Source organism: Marinifaba aquimaris, from assembly GCF_013328345.1.
In the GTDB taxonomy this organism is placed as follows: Bacteria; Pseudomonadota; Gammaproteobacteria; order Enterobacterales; family Alteromonadaceae; genus Marinifaba; species Marinifaba aquimaris.
The window spans coordinates 16,392-36,266 of the sequence record NZ_JABULX010000029.1 but is presented as its reverse complement, the minus strand read 5'-3'; the positions used below and the strand labels follow the sequence as shown (position 1 = coordinate 36,266).

Genomic DNA, 19,875 nt, shown 5'->3' with positions numbered 1-19,875 from the left:
GTATTTTTTGGAAGAATCAGAGGATTTCAAAACTATTCTCTTTTCGAATTAAAAGACAAGGTTAATAAGACAACGTAAAAGTCGTTTTATTGATTTCATTGACGATTTTTCAAGCTGGAATGCTTGCCATGCACAAGAAAAAGCGAATTTGTTATCACTTGCATCTTCAGCAATATAAGAGCAGATATTATAAGATTTAATGTATGCTTTTTGTTTGATTTCAGAATCACTGTCGCCGAGAACACTATTAATGACAGCTAAATGAAGAGGCAACATTTTTCTTGCTTTACGAGAGGTAGACCCTTGGTAAACACGATACTTAGCAACGGGCTGTTCGATGTATGAAATCGGGTGTTTAATAGCAATATCGAGCCAAAGTTTCCAATCTTCAAGCGCTGCTAGCTTCTCATCAAAGCCTCCTGCATCAATAAAGATTTGTTTATCAATTAGGATTGTTGAAGTGGTGATAAAATTTTCAAGTATTAACTTATCAAAAATAAAACCACCTGCTAGTTCAGAAAGCTCAGCCCGAGTCACTTTACCCGATTGCTCTTCACCAATGTAATACGAATTACAATGAGACCATAAATTTCCGTTCAACTGCGCGTACTGCTTGGATAATTTATCCGTATCCCAAAGATCATCAGCATCAATAAATGCTAGCCAATCACCTTTAGCATGTTCGACTGCAAAGTTTCGAGCATAAGAAACCCCCGAGTTAGCTATATCGAAAATCGTAATTTTATCTTGGTATTTGTTTAAGATTTCTAACGTATTATCTGTCGAACCGTCATTAACGACCAGTATCTCTAGGTTGCTATAATCTTGTTTAAAAACACTTTGCAGTGTTTCTTCAATGTATTGTCCGGCATTATACGCAGGTATAACAACGCTAATTAATGGCTTATCCATGCAAATTTTCTATAGTTTTGATTTATATGTCAGTATGAGAGGTGGACGATTGTACAAGCTTTCCTGATCGCCACCTTTAAATGAGAGAAATAGTCTTTTCGAAACAGGGTCATAAGCACCACTTGATACCTGAATTTGCGAGTCTACTGGTACGTCAAAAATACCATAGCTATAAGGTCTAACATCATAAGGTTGCATAATGCCGTATTTAACTTTCATTAAATCAGCGACATCCCACAACCAGTAATATGAGTAGTTATCTCTAGCATCAAAAGAACAAGGTCCCCCACAAGGCGTATCGGTGCCACTGTTTTTTTGTGGAACCTTATAACCGATACCAGAAAAGTGTCCGCCCGATTTTCCAATCGTTATATATGATCTTGAACCAGGTAAGATAAAACCAATTGCAGCTCCACTTTTGTTTGTCCATAACATATTTTTTCTATCGGTATTGGCTAAAATATTCTCTCGATCACTTGGCATTGAGTATATTTTTGTATCATGAAGCATATTGCCGAGAGGAAAATCCAGTAAAGGCGTAGTGGGTACTGGTCCTGGTTGCTTGGTGACCATATCGGTTAGCGGATAAAAAGCAAAAGCAGATGGACCAACAGAAAGTCTCGACGAAATAGCAGCATAAGCTTGGTTACCGACGATGTAGCTACCGCCAAGAATGCTTTTCCATTCAGCAGGGATAGGCGTGATCCAGCCACTGGCATGTGCAGCACCTTGAATTTGATAAGGGCCTAATATCTCACTGTTAGCCAAATCATCAGCATCTTTAATAACGATTGATGTATCCGTTTCACTCCCATTTGCATCATACCAATTGATGTAGCTAACGATGAGTGAACGACCAACCTTGCTAATACCTGTGATACGAAAATAGGTACTAATACCAGTCAATTCAATTGATGCGGCATCACCTTGTGTATAAAAGCGAAAATATGGCTGTAGCGGTGTTTCAGAGACATTAAAGTCACTAACATCTGTAGACTGAACGATTTCTGGAACCGGGAATTCAACAATGCCACCATGCGTTGGCTGTCCTGCCATAAAGATAGAATTGTTATCCGGGTTGTAGGTCATGGCACCATAAGAAAAATCGACGGTAGAGTACTGATCGCCCCCCTCTAGCATCTTAGCTGCTGATAATCTAAATCCACCTTCATATTCAAAATTATCTATATCAACAAGTGGTAAACTCAATGCCTTGCTAACAGGGCTCCACCAATCACAATTGTAATTAACATCAGCATAGTATTTTCTTAATGCTTCTAAGTTATCTGATGTTAGAAATTCATTACTCTGGGTACAGCTTGAGTTTTCCGATGAAGCATAACTCACGTTAGCTATTGATGATAAAGCGACCAATAAAACTGAATTATAAACCTTGGGTTGTACTACATTTTTAATTATTTTTATAAAGTTCAACATAACTGTTTACCATGTTTTGTAGTGTAAAGTTTTCTTGAAACCTGATTTTTGCATTGTTGGCAAAGGTATTGATTAAATCTGGGTTCAATATATCTTTCATCGCTTTAGCAAAAGCGCTTTGGTTATCGTTTGGTGTAACTAAACCATTCTTTTTATCAATGATTATTTCAGGATTACCACCGGCATCGGTCACTACACAAGGTTTCCCTAAAGACATAGCTTCCAATAAAGTCATGGATGTACCTTCACTCAGAGATGATAACAAGAATATATCCATAAGGGCTAAATATTCAGCAGGTTTATCTTTGTAACCTGTGAAAAATACCGCATCGGTAATATCCAGATCAGAGACTTGTGACTCTAACGGTTTACGCTCTTCACCATCACCGACAATAACCAGAACAACATCGGACTGTTCTTTGTGTAATTCAGCAAATGCATTAATCATCATACGCTGGTTTTTAATTGGGTCGAGCCTAGCAATTGTGCCAAAAATTTTGGCACCAGAAGCAATACCCAACTCAGCTCTCAACTTTTCAGCTCCCTCTTTTGAGGCTTGAAGTGGCTTTATGCCGTTATAGATCACCTCAATTTTTCTCTCTGGTAAAAACTCATATTCAACCAAAGCTTGCTTAGTTGCACTAGAGATGGCACTGATATGCTCAGTAAAGAAAGTCAGAATAGGGTTAACAATTTTTCGCTTATTACTCGAAGAGTCGGGATAAAAACGTCCGTGCTCAGTAAAAATAACTTTTGTTTTGCAAAATAATGAAGCCAAAGTGCCATACACCCAAGGGGTATATTGATGGCAATGTAAAATATCTACATCATTTTCTTTTATGTATTGTCGAATACCTTTGATCAAATCGACATTAAAACCACCTAGCCAATTGAGGTTAGTCACTTTTATGCCTTGTTCAACGAGATGCTCGCCAAATGGACCTAACCGCGGTTCAAGGCATAAAATTTCAACATCAAAGCGATCGACAGAGCCCTCAACCAAGCCTTTGATGACCATTTCAGTACCACCAATGCGCATATCGTAGGTAAGATGTACTATTTTCATTTTTTTCATAATTACTAACTCGAAGCCACTTTCGATTCTTGCTGCATATTAAAATCCGTTTTTTTTCGGCTCTGAGAAAAACTGAATTTGCTTCTAGCTTTCATACCAGGTAATTCAATCAAACGATATAAGCACTCGGCAACCAAGCAAGAAATAGCAAATGCAACGGCAAGATAAACAACAAATGGTGCATCTTTGATTAAACGTTTACATACAGCCAAGGCATCCGGGTGCAATAAATAAATGGCATAAGAGCGTGTCGATATGTACATAACAATCGCCTCACCTTTAAAGTGCCAGTCCTCCTTAAAGCTGTTAGCCCAAATTACCCAAGCACCAAAAACAAAAGCTAGGATTAGCTTGCTTGGCTCAGCGAGGTAAATTTCTCGATTCCAGCGCGCTAAATAAAAATAAAAATAAATAACCAGCGACAGTAAAGCAAACTTCCAAGCGTGCTTTATCAAAAACTGCCAAAAACTCTGATAGGAATGTTTCAGGTGAGCTAAAATAATCCCCATAATACAGCAGTCCCACCTGACATGTGTTTGCTCATTACTGTCGTACCAACCTAGATATCTAAAAACCGATGGTAATAACAGAATCAATAGTAAAATAGCTGTGCGCGTATGCCTGTTTACCTTAGCAAGTAACACGATGGCAGGGGCAATCACCAAATAAAACTGCTCTTCCACACACAGTGACCAACTGACATGAAAAAAGGTAAGTGGCAGATCATAATTTTGAGTAAAAAAGAAATAGTGAAAAGGAAACTCAAAACTATCCTTGGTTAAGGATAATTGGATTATGGTGAAAATAAGTACCGCATAATAAGCCGGTAGCGTTCGCATCCAACGTCTAACCCAAAAACGACGAATTTCGATATTGCCAAATTTATTCAATTCAGAAAATAGCTGGCTACCTATCAACCAGCCCGATAGTACAAAAAACAAGTCAACACCTGTGCCTCCAAATTGCAAAGGTGCAATTACACTCGGGGCACCGTAACTCAAGACTGTATGCGCTAAAAATACCGAAAGAATAGCAATGGCTCTGAGTATATCTAACTGAACAACACGATTAGTCATTGTTAGCCTCAGTTACCGCTAATTTTTCATTTGCATAGTTATCAAACCACATTTGGAACATCAACATGCTCCAAATTGGTGATGAGTGATCAGCCTTGCCAGATTGATGCTCTAACCAAAGTTTATTAATTGCCTCGGGTTTAAAATAATCTTTTAACCCATGCTCACGATTAAAGAGTCTTTCTTGGGCGATGTCTTTGATCTCTTCTCTGAGCCAATTAGCAAGCGGTACTGAGAAGCCCATTTTTTTACGATAAAGAATGTCATCGGATAAAAGTGGTTTAAATATCTCTTTTAAGATGTATTTCTTCTCCCCACCCTTTTCAGTATTAAACTTAAACTTAGAAGGGATTTTGGCAGCATATTCAACCAAATTAAAATCCAGTATTGGCGCTCTAACCTCAAGTGAATTAGCCATACTCATTCTATCGACCTTAACTAAAATACCGCCCGGTAAATAGGTTTTCATATCGGTATAAAGTATTTTTGCAATATGATCAGGGCCGTCAGCTTTGTTATAAGTGTTAATGGTAATTTGAGAGGGATGGTAGCCCGCTAATTGCGATTTGGTTTTATCATTGACAAGGCCCTGCCAGGTTTCATCTTTCATAAATGAGTTAGAGATGTAAAAGCCCATCGCAGGGTCTACAGACAAACTCGTTAGTAAAGACTTGGCACGTCTAAACGGGGTTAGCGGCACACAGCCTGCCAGTTTAGCCAGTACAGGGAATAAACCTTTGCGAAGCCAAGCTGGGAATTTATCTCTTAGCTTATTCTCTAGATGATCAACTGAGTATTTTTCATAACCGGCAAAAACTTCATCACCACCATCACCCGCAACGGCAACAGTTACTTGTTGGCGAGCTAGCTCCGATACAAAGTAAGTAGGAACAAGCGATGGATCGGCAAAAGGTTCATCAAAATAACTAACAATTTTCTCCAAATTGTCTTCGACATTTTGATGAACAGTAAACTCGTGATGGTCAGTTTTATACTTGTCGGCAACCATTTGAGCAAACTCAGTTTCATTATATTTCTTTTCATCAAAGCCAATTGAACACGTAGTAACAGCTTTATCACCTTTTTCCTTGGCTATGTCAGACATCATCGCCACCACACCACTTGAGTCAACTCCACCGCTTAGAAACGCACCGAGGGGGACATCAGAGATCATTCGGTTTTGTGTGCAAGACTTGGTTAATTCTGTTAATTCGTTTTTAAACGTTTCTTCCGACTTATCTAAGGTATGTGCAAAAGTTACATCCCAGTATTGCTTCTTATTTAAGCCATTAGCATCAAGTGTTAAAAAATGTCCTGGCTCTAATTTGTAGACATCTTCGAAAATAGTTTTGGGATCAGGAATATACTGATAAGCAAAAAAATCATAAACCGCATCGGTACGAATTATCTGTGGAATTAAATTTACTGCAAGTAATGATTTAAGTTCAGACGCGAAAAAGAGATTTTGACCATCAAAGTGGTAATAAAGTGGTTTTTTACCCATGCGATCACGGGCAATAAAAAGTGATTTATCTTGTTTGTCCCAGATGGCAAAAGCAAACATGCCATTTAGCTTATCTAAGCACTTTTCACCCTCTAGAGAATACAGAGCTAGGATAACTTCAGTGTCAGTATGTGTATTAAATTGATAACCACTTTTAACTAAAGCAGCTCTGTGCTCTTGGAAATTATAAATCTCACCATTGAATGCAATCACATAACGTTCATCACTTGAATGCATCGGCTGAGTGCCTGCTTCAGATAAATCGATAATACTCAAACGACGATGACAAAGTGCAATGTCTACATCCAAATATTCACTTCCAGCATCAGGGCCGCGATGATAAATTGCTTGGCCCATTTTGTTTAGCATTTCAACCGAAGCAGCTTGATTATTGAAGCGGCTAAAACCAGCTATCCCACACATACTTTTTTCTATCCAATATTATTAATCACAAACTAATATGCTTGCGAATTTTAGGGCCAAGAAACTCACTTAAACCGACAGGGAGTTTGCGCCATGTCTGTTCAACTAGCTCTCGCGCTTTGCCTTTTTGACCGGGTTTTTCTTCGATAACTTGGCCATCAGCTTGAAAACTCTTCCAATCGAGTAAACTCGGTTTGGCTCCCCACTGACTCTTAAATCGGTAAGTGCCCTCACCTAATGTTGAACGGCCAAAATCAAATTCCTTACACCCTCTGTCATTACTAAACTCAAGTAAGGTCCAATACAGCAACATGTTAGGTGCTAAGCGGTTATAATCAGCATTAGTTGAAGCCCAAGGAATACAAGCTTTATCACCACAAAAAAGGACGATGCCTGCACCAACGACTTTACCTTCGGCATAAACGTTAGCAATAATGGCATTATCTCCATATGCGTGAAGGATTTGCTCGAACCATTTTTTGCTGTGAACAGGTGAACCAAGATCGCGCATATTGCGAGTAAATACTTGATAAAACCCATCAAGGAAAGCTTGATCTCGGCCCACTTCAGCCGTCAAACCATTCTTCTTAGCTTTGTTAATTTGGCTTCGTAATTTAGATTTAAAGCTGGCAAGTAACTCAGCGGATGTTTCGGGAAATGGCATCAACATTCTAACTTTAGGCGCCACTTCATATTCGCCAGCTAATGGTATATCTTTTGATAAACTTGCACGGTTATCAAATCGATTAATCCCTTTTTGGTTGATAAAGACCAGTGCCTGATTAACTAAGGATACTTTTGTATCTTCGTCATCAGCAATTACTCCCCCGAGATCACAAAAAGGGAGTGCACATAAACTACCTTTGCTCAGCCAGTTTTTCATCCAAGCAGTAGGAAGTACGCCAACAATTTTATTGTCTCTAAGGGCTAACCAGTAGAAACAGGTGTGACCATAACCAAACTCAACTGCCTTTTTCCAAGCAGTTAAATGATAAGCCGATGCTAATGGGTGTTGTTTAACGTAATCGTCCCACTCAGCTTCTAAATCAGGTGTTAATAATTTAACTTCAATCACTGCGCTTGCTCCGTTTTAAGCGCACTCAAGCTCGATTTATTAATCCACTGCTCGTTGTATTGGGAAATAGTACAAAACTGAACATTGACATGTTGTTTAAGGAAACTCACCACTTGGCTAATAGCTTGAGTGATGTCATCAAGGGGGTTTTCTCCAACAACAAAACCTGTCGCATTGGATAATAAGCTCGAACTATGAATGTACATGTGTATGTAATCGTCACCGCGTTTAATGGCTTGTTTTGCTAACAAGCACATTTCATTGGCTGTAGATAATTCAGGTGACATGTATAGTTTTTTTAATAGGCCTAGATGCCAAGCTAGGCCTATTGGTCTAAAGAACCTTAAACTAGGTCTAGACAATAAATGGTGTATCTTGTGGCTTAAATCAAAATGGGTATTGGAAAAGCCAACCGTAACAGGAATTTGAGAGATTTCTCTTTGCTCTCCTACCTCTAAAACATCGTCGTAGTTTGGCCAATAAGCGTCGGTTGGCGCACCATAACAATTGAAATATTGATTCTCGTAAAATGGATATACACTCGAGTCAATACAATAACCATACTTAGTGAGTAGCTTTAAAATCTGACCATTAATCCCCCAACGCCCTGTTCTAAAGGCTTGAGGTGAAACACCAAATACGGTTTCTAATTTTTCAGTCAACACCTTTAATTTCGCTTCCACCTGCTCATAAGGTAAATTAACTACATGAGATTCAAATTCAGAAGTTTTACCAAAATAGGGAGGATTAGCCCAAGGGTGAAGGTGACCAGCAATTTCGCACTGTCCAGCCTGCATTGGTGACTTGAGTATATCGACACTGCTAGGGTCATTCGCTACCGCATAATCAACAAAATAGCTTGGTTTTATACCAACCGACTCACAGAAAGCTTGGAATTCAGGGATTTTTTTAATGTTTTCAACAGCAAAGCGCTCTTCTGGAAAAGGTCCAGACCAGTTCCATTCTTCCTCGGTATCTACCGATAAAATAAATTTAATTGTCGGCCTTTGCTGATTAGCCATTAATCATAATCCCCTGCTAAAACGTTCTTAAATACATCCGTATATTCATTGGCCATTCGCTTACCAGCATAATGCTCATTAACAAAGTCACAAGCGGCATCCGATAAGCGCTTCGCCTTGTCGGTATCAAAAAGTAATTCTTCCCAATAACTGGCTAGTAATTCCTTTTCACCAAAAGGCGCTAATAACCCCGTTTTTTCATGTTCAATAAGCTGATCGATACCGGCAATATTGTAAGCTGCAACCGGGATGCCCATCGCCGTAGCTTCCATTAAACAACGAGGAATACCCTCTAGAGTTGATGTCATGACAAATAAATCAAAACTTTGCAAAAGTTCTAATCTATCATCTCTAAAACCTAAAAATTCAATGCGCTCTTTGTGCTTCAGGTCCTGAGTATATACCTCAAGTTCAGCGCGACTTTCTCCATCACCGAGCAAGCTTAACGTGATATTGGGGTGCTTTTCTGCTAACTGGTTAAAAATATCGAGAATATCATGGATATTTTTCCGGCTTATCATTTGTCCAACAAAACCAATGCGTTTTGCATCACCGACTGATTTTAGTGGGTTTTCCTTTACTTTTTGCTCTTCAACTTCCGATAAATCGACACCGTTTTGCACATAAACTAGGCGCTTTTCTTTTACACCAAAACCACGCACATCTTCACATAAGGCTTTTGATAAAGGTACAACCACATCGGCATACTTCATCACTCGATTACCTAACCAAATAAACATGCGCAGTTTAAAATCTTTTGCATTTTCGAAACCATGTGGCGTCACCACACAGCGGATACCCGCTTTTTTAGCCGCTAACACACCCAAAATATCGGATTTATAGCCATGAGTATGAATGACGTCATATTTTTGTTTTTTGATAATATCAGCAAGCTTATCAACCACAGAAAAATCAAACTTATGCTTCATGGGTACTTCAAAAGTTTTGCCAAGTTCCTGGGCTTTATATTGTTTTACTAATTCGAGATCTTGAGAGTTATGCTCAAGCGTCACCGCTAAATCACATGGAAAATCGTCTTTAGGTAAATTTTTTGCCAATGCTAAAATCCATCTTTCAGCACCGTAAAAACCAGTAGAACAAATAAACTGTAAAACACGAATTGGCTTACTCACGCACCATTCCTCACATTAAAGGCTTTAACCACACCCATTACCGTACCAATTGCACGTGCAACAAAGTAAATAGAATAAAATTTGGAGATTAAATAGAAGCTCAACCGAGCCTCTGTTTTAGAAAAGAGACGATAACTGTATGCAAAAACGGGTAATAGCACGGCGACTAAATTACTGACAACAGCAGGAATATTGCCAAAAAACAGAGCAATAATAGCCCCTAAACCAAATAAAAAGACCCAAAGTGGCACTAATAAACTTGGGTATTCTCTGACTGGAATAGAGCGGCCCTTAAGCGATTTCAAATTAGATTGGCCACGCCAAATCTCTTTATCGAACAGCTGCCCCCACTCTTTATCTTCTCCCAAATGCACATAGCTTGCATCGGTTGTATAAAACAGCTCACCCAATTCATTTACTTTATCGGTGAAGTAGTAATCTTCACACGTGATTAGGTGTTCAGGAAAACCGTTCACTTTATCGAAGGTGTCTCGCGTCAAAAATAGATTACGGCCCGGTAAGAATGAAACCGCTTGATCAACATCAAAATTGCTTAACTCTGTTCTTAATTTTTCTAGCTCTGGAGCATCCTGATGACAAATTTGATAAGCACTGACTAATTTGCGGTCTGGCTTTTCTGCCAATTTTTCAAACATGATATTGAGCCAGTTTGATGATAAGTCGATGTCGGCATCTAAAAAGGCTAAATATTCACCCGATGCTCTTGTTACACCAAAGTTTCTCGAGGCAGATATCGTTCCACCTTCTTTTCTCAAGAAAACTTGAACTTGTTCAAAACCATTGGTGTTTTTATCGATTATTTCACTCGCATCCAAACGCTCATTTTGACTGACCACGATGACTTCAATTGCGCTTAAGTGATAATCGAGGTTTAAAATCGACAGCACCGTTTGGCTTAACATCTCCAAACGTCCTTTGTGAGGTATGATAAAGGAAACTTTTTTTGCTGACATTAAAAGCGCTCTCCTAGCATTTGGTTGATCTTCTCAGAGCGTCGAGCTAACCAGCTTAATTCTCTAGAAGGTGATAATTTAATAATTTGACAACCCAACAAACGACAGCATCGAAGTATTTTATTTAGCTTGCCTGGGCTTTTAACAGGCTGATATGTTCTTCTGGAAGAAAACGCATGCTCTTTTTTATTTTCAACAGCAAAACTTTGCACCCCAAAGTTTTGCATCAAGATGGCTAATATCCTGCTGTATTGTCTGGTAGGCTCAGCAGCAAGAGTTTGCTCAACGTAACTATAAAAAGAGTCTGCCTTAGCCTTATAACGCTGAGCGATATTGGACTCTTGTTCTGGAGAGAAGAAATAAGCGAGATAAAACAAATTCGCTTTTCTGATGTCCTGAGCTGCCCACGTATGGTTGGGATATTCTAAAATATCAGGTTTGTCTAAATACGGATACTCGTGCTCAACCATCCAATCGACGTAGCCAAGCAAGGCGTCTCTCACATAGTAAAACGCATCATCAAGCTCTTCTAATTCAAGCTTGGTAAATAAATAACGGGCTGCTGCTTGTAAAAGTACAGTGTAAAACCAAGTGCCCTCTACATCCGTTAAATTTCTTTGCTCAATATCATCAAGTGGGTGGATCGTATGTTCGATAATATGAAATGCTTTATCCAAGTAGCGACGGTCGTTGGTCACAGAAAAAGCATCTAACTGAGCCTGAATATAGTTACCCGTTCCTCTATCTAATGGATATTGACCGGTCAGTTGGTTTTTAACCCCGATTAAATTGCTATTTTTAATACCAAATAACTGACCAATAATGGTATTGGACCCCTCATAGAAATACTGTATCCACTTCGCCAACTGCAACACAGCAGATTTAGACCTTTCATCTCCAGTGATAAAATAGTGGTGAGCCAAGCCAGAGGTGTAGCAATGTTGCCCGCCAGGACCTCCGCCCATCGAGAAGCCGTCATAAACAGGGGTATGATCTTTAGAATGCGTTCTATGGCTTGAAGTCAAAGCAGGTAAATAGTGGTCCGTATGCCAAAAAAGGCCTCCATTATATTCATCTCTATCTTCTAAAGTGTGGTATATATCAATATCTTGGATATGAATAGCAAGTTCATTAGCCAGATCTAACCACTTTTGTTGCCCGGTTGATAAATATTGCCTTAAAAAACCCCACAACGGGTCGTACTGGTTATTGTAGTGAGATACAAAAATATCATCCCCTTCATAACCATAAGTTTCATGATCGGCAAAAATATCACCAAAGTGACGCCAACCGTATTCATCTAAACGCTCGCGTTTTGCAAAAAAGTTAGCTTCACCCGTTAAGCCTTGCTCAATGATGGGTGATATTTCTTCTTTTTGCACAGCGGCAAATGCGAATACGCTCTTGGTTGATGCAATGTATTCGGTAGATAATCGAGTTTGATAGCCTTGGGCTTTAACATCCAAGTTAGACTCATTAGAGAAGTCTAACCAAAACTTATGTGTTTTCTTTTCACCGCCCTGTAATTCATATAAATGATCACCTTGATTAGGGAATAAAGCATAAACCAGCTGATCATCTGAGATATGGATGGCTTTAGGGAAGTTTTGCCAGAATTTTTCAGGGTAAAAAGCAAATTTTTCAGTTGCTAACTGACAAGCCAATAGCGGATCAAATCGCTCGCCGGAAATTAGCGTCTCTTGATTAGAATTAGCAGATAACTGACATTGATAGAGTTCAAACCCCTTCTTCTCAAACGGTAGGTTACCCTTTGCATCAATATGAACAGGGCTTTGCCAATTCTCTCCACCACTTGAAAACTGAGTTAAGCAATGGCGGTCGCGACTTTTATCTGCAGCGGCTAAAGCGAATACCTGGTCAGGCTGGTGTAAATTAGTTAAGTCACTGTGAACAATCGTTTGAGTATTGAGTTCAAACTGCAGTGATTCGAAAAGAATAGACGCTTCATCACCTAAGTCCCATAGACCGCCATGATGCTTAGCCGCTTTTTCATTATGGATGGTAAACTGGAATTTTAGTTGTTCACAATGGGCAAAAAATTGCAGAGATAATTGAAACGCTAAACCTTTAAACACCTGTTCATTATGGACAAAGTGCCCCAGTAAATTCACACGTGTTGATAAAATACCTTGGTCAATTTGAACATCAGTGGCAAGCGCATTATAACGATGCCCTTTTTCATCACAAAAGCTAGGTTCTAGGTAGTGTTGACCTGTCGCTAGACTAACAAGGTGTTTACTAACAGAAAAACTACGATTAGCTGTTTTAATCTCAACTCTATCTTCAGAGGTATTAATAACAAGTGGGGAAAAAGTAGGTTCAAACGACTTATCTTCTGAAAGTGTGAAATTCACTTCGCTATTTGCAGGGACACTCGTGACAAAACTCACCTGCCCCCATTTAACGGAACCATCATGCCAAAAAGCTAAATCTGACAATTGAGCCTTTGCTTTTTTTCCTTGTGGATCGATAACGACCAAATCTGCTGCAGCAACTTGGCTCATCGTACCTTTTTTAAAAGGTATACCTATTTGAACCCAATCATTGTTAAGTGCGACATTTGCAGTCGAAACAACAAACTCAATCATTCCTTACCATTCCTAACTAAAATTAACTACGTTCGACGGATAGTGCGTTCAATCGTATTTTTTATCTGCCTGAGTAATCTATCTAAACAAAACCTATGTCTTTGTTTATAGAGGCAATCAGAAACTAATGTATAACTGCAATCAGATAAAGAAGCCTTGTACCTCATATCACCAGCTAGAAAATCATAAGTTCTAAAACCTAGGTTTTGATAATGTTGCATGGCTAATGTGTGAAGTAACAGGCCAACCTTTATTCGATTATCTTCAAACTTTTTTATCGTCGATAAATAGAAGCAAACACTTTGATGCTGGCGAAAATTATAGCCGAAAGCCAACACGTCACCGTTCAGTGTTAATGCAATAATGTCGGTATCATTTTGCTCTATTAGTCGATTGTGAAATTCAACAAAACAATGATTGTCAAACCCACTTCCCCAAGCAGTATCCTGCCATTGTTGCTTATGTAACTCTGCTATTTGAGCTAACCAAGCCTGTTTTTGTTTCGCATCAGAGGCAAGTTCAAGATTAAGCTGTCCTTGCGCTTCCAATAAACTTTTTGCTCTATTTACTTGCCTACGCGTGTTTTTACTAAAGCCCTGGCTAATGTCATCATAACGCTGTAACTGATTATGATATCCCTTACTTGTTAGCACTTGATGACAGTGCATGTCTAATTCTGGCCAATTTGCACCAATACCATCAGGGTGCATATCCCATCTTAATTCGTGCCACTGGCAAACGTTCTGCGTATATAAATATTGTAAAATAGCGGTTCTAAGGTCATCAGCAACATGCTCAGCTAATAAAAAGTCATTGTGTTCGATCCACATTTGATCGGACTTTTCATCGCCCACTTTGTGTAACCACAATTGCGTTGTTGAGATAAAACCAAATTTTAATACCGACTTTTTGACAAAAATGCCCAAACCTAATGTTTGTCCAGATTTATCTTTTGCTTGTATTAACCAAAGCGTTTGCTTTGATTGTTGAGATAGCCAGGTTTTTATCCAAGACCAGGATAGGAAGTAGGAAGACTGTGGAGCAAGCTCTGCTAATGCGCACCAATCCTTTGCAAGCCAGTCGAGCTCACTTGAATCTGAAGAATACTGCAACGGCTTCAATTCAATTTGATACGGCATATTAATGAAGTCAATCCTTTCCCTCACCGATGTAATGCCAAGATTATACGATAAATTTCGTTACAATTAAACAAACATATCGCAGAGTGCGAATACAGAGAGGAAAGTTTGAAATAGAAATTGGAGTGAGAAGCATTTGCAGGCTTTCAACCTACAAATGCATTCCAACGAAAGCACTAGCTCATCCTTAACCTAACGCTTTCTAAGCTCAACACGAATAAGCTTACGCTATTGTCAGTTGATGTAAATGTGGCAAATTGTCGCACGCAGATTTAAGCATCTTGGACAAGAGCAGGTTTTAACTGAGCAATAAAATCGGCTAACGAAGGCGCAAGAACTCTAATGGGTTCTTTACCAACGGGTTCAAGAACAACTTCACCTGTTTCATTAAGTAATGAAATTAATAGGCTATCGTCGTCAGTTACGGCTAAAAACAGAGTGATGCGTTGCTTTAATTTTTGTTTCATTAAAATATGAGAGATCATATTTTGTTGTAGCATATTTAAATCTTCATCATTCCAGACTTGTAATAATTGCAGAGCTTCCCCTTCAAAACTTGCATCAAGCCCAGCACTGATTAAAGTGCCGTAATACAGAGCTAGATCGGGATGTGTCGTTATCTCGAGCGCATTATCAATGTTAGTAAAATCTAACGCTTGTTGACGTTGCAATGGCTTCCAAAAACTCTTAGCTGATTCCACCGTTCCCAGTTCACATTCACTCTGCCATTCATCGTCGTGCTCCACACTTGGGTACTCGCCAAGCTCAGATTGGTACATTTGAATAAATTGCTCACTAAAAGTAACTAATTGAGTGCTAACTGAATCGGACATCTGTTTGTTTTTCCATTAAAATAGGGCTATCTATTTTGTATTATACGCATAAAAGCCATGTCAGAAAAAACCGACAAGAATATTGAAGCTCAATTAACTGAATTAACATTAGGCAAAGAGACTGAATATAGCTCAAGCTATCAGCCAGACTTATTACAACTCGTCCCCCGCTCTTTGACCAGACAAACATTGGGCTTAGACCTCGCATCACCATTACCTTTTGTGGGGTATGATCTATGGACAGGCTATGAAATGTCTTGGCTTAATAGCAAAGGTAAGCCTCAAGTAGCCATTGCCGAATTTAAATTTGATTTTTCAACAGAAGCATTGGTTGAATCTAAGTCGTTTAAACTTTATCTAAACAGCTTCAACCAAACTCAATTTGATAGCATTTTTGACGTTGAAAATACGCTGACTAAAGACTTATCAGAAAAAACTCAAAGCCAGGTTGAAGTTCAGCTTTTTGAACTCGATGCATACACCGAAAAAGGCATCACGAGTTTTAATAAGAGTCACTGTATCGATGATTTGGATATTGAAGTGTCGCAATATGGTTACGACGCAAGCTTATTGCACATTGAAAGCGACAACATTGTTGAGCAAAAATTGCATTCACACTTACTTAAGTCGAATTGTTTAATTACCAATCAGCCCGATTGGGGCAGTGTTTATATTGAATATAAAGGCAAGAAAATAAACGAAGCGAGTCTACTCAAATACTTAATTAGTTTTAGAGATCACAATGAATTTCACGAACATTGTGTAGAGCGTATTTACACAGACTTACACCAATTACTGAAACCAGAAAAGTTAACCGTTTATGCTCGCTACACTCGCCGCGGCGGTTTAGACATCAACCCCATTCGCAGTAATGAGCCTGTATTTATGCCTTGGCATAGGTTGGCAAGACAATAAATACACTGACATAAAAAAACGGGCTAAAGCCCGTTTTTTTATCTTGATAGTTTAGACGAGTTAGACAAATTACATTTTGTCCATCACTTCAATACCCAGTAAGTCTAAACCAAGCTTCAATGTAGCGGCCGTATTTTTCGCTAAGATTAAACGCGTGTTTTTCTCTTCACTCGTTACATCGTCTTTTAAAATAGGACATGCTTCGTAGAAGCTCATAAAACCACTTGCTACTTCATATAGATAAGCACATAGCTGATGTGGTAGAGCTTCTTTTGCAACAAGCTCTAAAGTATCTTCAAATTGCGCTAATTTAATGGCTAATGTGCGTTCTTGCTCTTGGCTAATAACAATCTCATCACTCAGACTTGAAGCATCTATCCCCGCTTTATTGAAAATAGATTGAACACGTGTGTAAGCGTATTGAAGATAAGGTGCTGTTGCGCCTTCAAAGCTCAACATTGTTTTCCAACTGAAAATGTAATCTGATGTTCTGTGCTTAGATAAATCAGCAAATTTAACAGCACCAATACCCACTTTGCGCGCCACTTCCGCTTGTTGTTCAGCCGTTAGGTCCGTTTCACGTTGACTTAGTAATTCAGCAGCACGTGTCACTGATTCATCAAGCAAATCAACTAGTTTAACAGTACCGCCAGCACGTGTTTTAAACGGTTTTCCATCTTCGCCCATCATGGTGCCAAACGGATGGTGTTCTAAAGATACTTTCTCAGAAGCTAACCCTGATTTTTTAGCGATCGTAAACACTTGTTGCATGTGAAGTGACTGACGCGCATCAATAAAATACAAACTGCGATCAGCGTCTAATGTTTGACTGCGATACTCAAGTGCCGCTAAATCAGTAGTGGCATATAAAAAACCACCGCCAGATTTTTGCACGATAACAGGCATTGGCTCGCCATCTTTATTCGCCATCTCTTCTAAAAAGACAACTTGTGCGCCCTGATCTTCAACCGCTAAACCTTGCTTTTGTAGATTCTCAATAACAGGTGCTAAACGGTCGTTATAAGCACTTTCTGGCTTAATATCATCACGCGTTAATGTCACGTTTAATTTGTTGTAGATATCTTCTGAGTGAGAAACTGATACTTCGATAAATTTCTGCCAAAGCTCAGTACAACGCTCGTCTCCACCTTGTAATTTCACCACGTAATCACGAGCGCGGTCAGCAAAGTTGTCCTCTTCATCAAAGCGTTTTTTAGCTTCGCGATAGAAAACTTCTAAATCAGCTAGTGCCGTGCCGTCAATATTGCCACCTTGCATGTTATCTTCAAGATGCGCGATTAACATACCAAATTGTGTACCCCAATCACCCATGTGGTTTTGGCGAACCACTTTATGGCCTTGGAATTCAAGCGTTCGAGCAATTGCATCACCGATGATAGTTGAACGCAGATGACCAACGTGCATTTCTTTTGCTAGGTTAGGTGATGAATAATCCACTACACATGTTTGTGCTTGATCAGCCGTTGCAATCGTTAAACGCTCATCTGCCTTTGCAGCCATCATTTGCTGGTTTAACCAATCTTTAGATAAAAAGATGTTAATAAAACCTGGTCCGGCGATTTCAACTTTTTCTGCAATATCAGTCAGGTCAAGCTCAGCAACGACTTTATTCGCTAACTCTCTAGGATTGGTTTTAAGTGCTTTTGCTGCGCCTAATACACCGTTAGCCTGATATTCACCAAACTGTGGGCGGTTGCTTAATGCAACTGCTGGGTTAGTGCCTTCAGGAATACCTGCTGCCGTCATCGCAGCAATCACTCTTTGCGTTAAAATCTGTTTAATTTTCATCTGTCTTTTCGTGTTCTTTTATTCATTAAAAGATGAACTTAGCCTAGTCCATCTTTTAAATTTTAACTGTTTGTTTTTAAAAGCCTTGTCGTAAATAGTTAGGTTTTAGACAAGGCATTTGTATTTTTTCAGCCCCATGAGCATAGCTTGCCTATGTGATTGGGGTGAAAAAATAAAATAACGCCGTATAAAGCTTAACTATGCCCGACAATTAATGTTCGCGTGTTTTACTAAACTTAATATCCGGATAACGCTCTTCTGCTAAAGAAAGGTTAACCATAGTAGGTGCGATATACGTTAAGTTATCACCGCCATCTAGCGCTAAATTACTATCCGCTTTACGACGAAACTCGTCTAACTTTTTCTGATCGTCACAGTGCGTCCAGCGTGCAGTAGCAACATTAATACTTTCGTAAATGGCTTCAACGTTGTACTCAGATTTTAATCTTGCAACAACAACATCGAACTGAAGTACACCGACCGCACCAACAATTAAGTCATTGTTTGTTAACGGGCGAAACACCTGCACAGCACCTTCTTCAGATAGCTGAACCAGCCCTTTTAAAAGCTGTTTTTGCTTGAGTGGATCTTTTAAGCGAATACGACGGAATAATTCTGGTGCGAAATTAGGGATACCAGAGAACTTGAGCTTTTCACCTTGAGTAAAGGTGTCTCCAATCTGAATCGTACCGTGGTTATGTAAACCGATAATATCACCTGCATAGGCATTTTCAGCACGAGCACGATCGCCGGCCATAAATGTCACCGCATCTGAAATACTCACTTGTTTACCAATACGCACGTGGTTCATCTTCATGCCTTGGCTATAAGTACCCGACACTATACGCATAAACGCGATGCGGTCACGGTGTTTAGGGTCCATATTCGCCTGAATTTTGAAGACAAAACCTGAGAATTTCTCTTCCTCAGCTTCGACTTTACGCTCTGCAGTTTCACGTGGCATTGGCGCAGGAGCCCATTCAGTTAAGCCTTCGAGCATGTGGTCGACACCAAAATTACCAAGCGCCGTACCGAAATAAACAGGTGTTAATTCGCCTGATAAAAACAGCTCGCGATCAAATTCATTTGAAGCCCCGATAACTAATTCAAGCTCCTCGCGAAGTACTTCTGCTAGCTCATCACCAATTTCTTTATCAAGTTCTGGGTTATCTAAACCTTTAACAGTACGGACTTCTTGAATGGTGTGGCCTTGACCTGTTGAGTACAAAATCGTCTCATCACGCAAGATATGATAAACGCCTTTGAACTCTTTGCCGCAGCCTATTGGCCATGTGATTGGCGCACACAAAATGTTGAGCTCATTTTCAACTTCATCCATCACTTCCATAGGATCGCGAATATCACGGTCTAATTTGTTCATAAAAGTGACAATTGGCGTATCGCGTAAACGTGTTACTTCCATTAATTTTCGCGTTCTATCCTCAACACCCTTCGCGGCATCGATTACCATTAAACACGAATCAACGGCAGTTAACGTACGGTAGGTATCTTCAGAGAAGTCCTCGTGACCAGGCGTATCGAGCAAGTTAACTAGGCAATCATTAAAAGGAAACTGCATAACCGATGTAGTAACCGAGATGCCGCGTTCCTTTTCCATATCCATCCAATCAGACTTTGCATGCTGGTTAGAACCACGGCCTTTTACCGTACCTGCTTGCTGAATCGCTTGTCCGAATAATAATACTTTTTCTGTGATGGTGGTCTTACCCGCATCCGGGTGAGAGATGATTGCAAACGTTCTGCGTTTGCCTACTTCGTTGAGGAAATTCTGATCTGCCATTCGCTTCTTGTATCGGATATCACAAAAATGCCTAGCTTTGATTAAAAGCCAATGAATCGAAACATTTTTGTTAGGTTAAATAATTTGGCGGGTATTTTCGCTGATCTGAGTAATTTACTCAATCAATGACGTAAAAAT

The 19,875-nt window shown here is 39.5% G+C and carries 15 protein-coding genes; 1 reads left to right on the top strand and 14 read right to left on the bottom strand.

Features of this window, described 5'->3' with window-relative positions:
- Window positions 1-48: 48 nt before the first annotated feature.
- The 12 genes from HR060_RS15625 to syd all read right to left on the bottom strand — a co-directional run bounded on the left by HR060_RS15625 (window position 49) and on the right by syd (window position 15,212).
- Window positions 49-912, bottom strand: a complete 864-nt coding sequence (locus tag HR060_RS15625; protein WP_174201228.1) for a glycosyltransferase family 2 protein — start codon at window positions 910-912, stop codon at window positions 49-51.
- A gap of 9 nt (window positions 913-921) precedes the next feature.
- Complete coding sequence (locus tag HR060_RS15620) at window positions 922-2,349, bottom strand: hypothetical protein (RefSeq protein WP_174201227.1); 1,428 nt, start codon at window positions 2,347-2,349, stop codon at window positions 922-924.
- Complete coding sequence (locus tag HR060_RS15615) at window positions 2,324-3,424, bottom strand: glycosyltransferase (RefSeq protein ID WP_343044257.1); 1,101 nt, start codon at window positions 3,422-3,424, stop codon at window positions 2,324-2,326. The genes HR060_RS15620 and HR060_RS15615 overlap by 26 nt, the downstream gene beginning before the upstream one ends.
- A gap of 5 nt (window positions 3,425-3,429) precedes the next feature.
- Entirely contained in the window at window positions 3,430-4,500 is a 1,071-nt protein-coding gene (locus HR060_RS15610; protein WP_174201226.1) for an acyltransferase family protein, read from the bottom strand.
- A complete protein-coding gene (gene asnB / locus HR060_RS15605) occupies window positions 4,493-6,427 on the bottom strand; it encodes an asparagine synthase (glutamine-hydrolyzing) (protein ID WP_174201225.1) in 1,935 nt (644 codons plus the stop codon). The genes HR060_RS15610 and asnB overlap by 8 nt, the downstream gene beginning before the upstream one ends.
- 25 nt (window positions 6,428-6,452) lie before the next feature.
- Window positions 6,453-7,502: a FemAB family XrtA/PEP-CTERM system-associated protein gene (locus tag HR060_RS15600; RefSeq protein WP_343044256.1), complete on the bottom strand. Its 1,050-nt coding sequence runs from the start codon at window positions 7,500-7,502 to the stop codon at window positions 6,453-6,455.
- Complete coding sequence (locus HR060_RS15595; protein ID WP_174201224.1) at window positions 7,499-8,524, bottom strand: polysaccharide deacetylase family protein; 1,026 nt, start codon at window positions 8,522-8,524, stop codon at window positions 7,499-7,501. The genes HR060_RS15600 and HR060_RS15595 overlap by 4 nt, the downstream gene beginning before the upstream one ends.
- Window positions 8,524-9,657 carry a glycosyltransferase gene (locus HR060_RS15590; RefSeq protein WP_174201223.1) on the bottom strand — a complete coding sequence of 378 codons (1,134 nt, stop codon included), beginning with the start codon at window positions 9,655-9,657 and terminating at the stop codon, window positions 8,524-8,526. Before HR060_RS15590 ends, HR060_RS15595 begins: the two co-directional genes overlap by 1 nt.
- Entirely contained in the window at window positions 9,654-10,631 is a 978-nt protein-coding gene (locus tag HR060_RS15585; protein WP_174201222.1) for a glycosyltransferase family 2 protein, read from the bottom strand. The genes HR060_RS15590 and HR060_RS15585 overlap by 4 nt, the downstream gene beginning before the upstream one ends.
- Window positions 10,631-13,240 (bottom strand): RIFT barrel domain-containing protein, encoded by a 2,610-nt coding sequence (locus HR060_RS15580; protein ID WP_174201221.1) that lies wholly within the window; start codon window positions 13,238-13,240, stop codon window positions 10,631-10,633. Before HR060_RS15580 ends, HR060_RS15585 begins: the two co-directional genes overlap by 1 nt.
- Before the next feature lie 26 nt (window positions 13,241-13,266).
- A complete protein-coding gene (locus tag HR060_RS15575) occupies window positions 13,267-14,379 on the bottom strand; it encodes a GNAT family N-acetyltransferase (RefSeq protein WP_174201220.1) in 1,113 nt (370 codons plus the stop codon).
- Window positions 14,380-14,651: 272 nt separating this feature from the next.
- Complete coding sequence (gene syd / locus HR060_RS15570) at window positions 14,652-15,212, bottom strand: SecY-interacting protein (protein ID WP_174201219.1); 561 nt, start codon at window positions 15,210-15,212, stop codon at window positions 14,652-14,654.
- Window positions 15,213-15,269: 57 nt separating this feature from the next.
- On the opposite strand from syd, the gene queF reads away from it, so the two are divergent.
- On the top strand, window positions 15,270-16,127 hold the full coding sequence (queF, locus tag HR060_RS15565; RefSeq protein ID WP_174201218.1) for an NADPH-dependent 7-cyano-7-deazaguanine reductase QueF: 858 nt from the start codon (window positions 15,270-15,272) through the stop codon (window positions 16,125-16,127).
- Window positions 16,128-16,196: 69 nt separating this feature from the next.
- Here queF and argS read toward each other — a convergent pair whose 3' ends face one another.
- Entirely contained in the window at window positions 16,197-17,936 is a 1,740-nt protein-coding gene (gene argS / locus HR060_RS15560; protein ID WP_174201217.1) for an arginine--tRNA ligase, read from the bottom strand.
- 211 nt (window positions 17,937-18,147) lie between these two features.
- Complete coding sequence (prfC, locus tag HR060_RS15555; RefSeq protein WP_174201216.1) at window positions 18,148-19,737, bottom strand: peptide chain release factor 3; 1,590 nt, start codon at window positions 19,735-19,737, stop codon at window positions 18,148-18,150.
- Window positions 19,738-19,875: the final 138 nt, after the last annotated feature.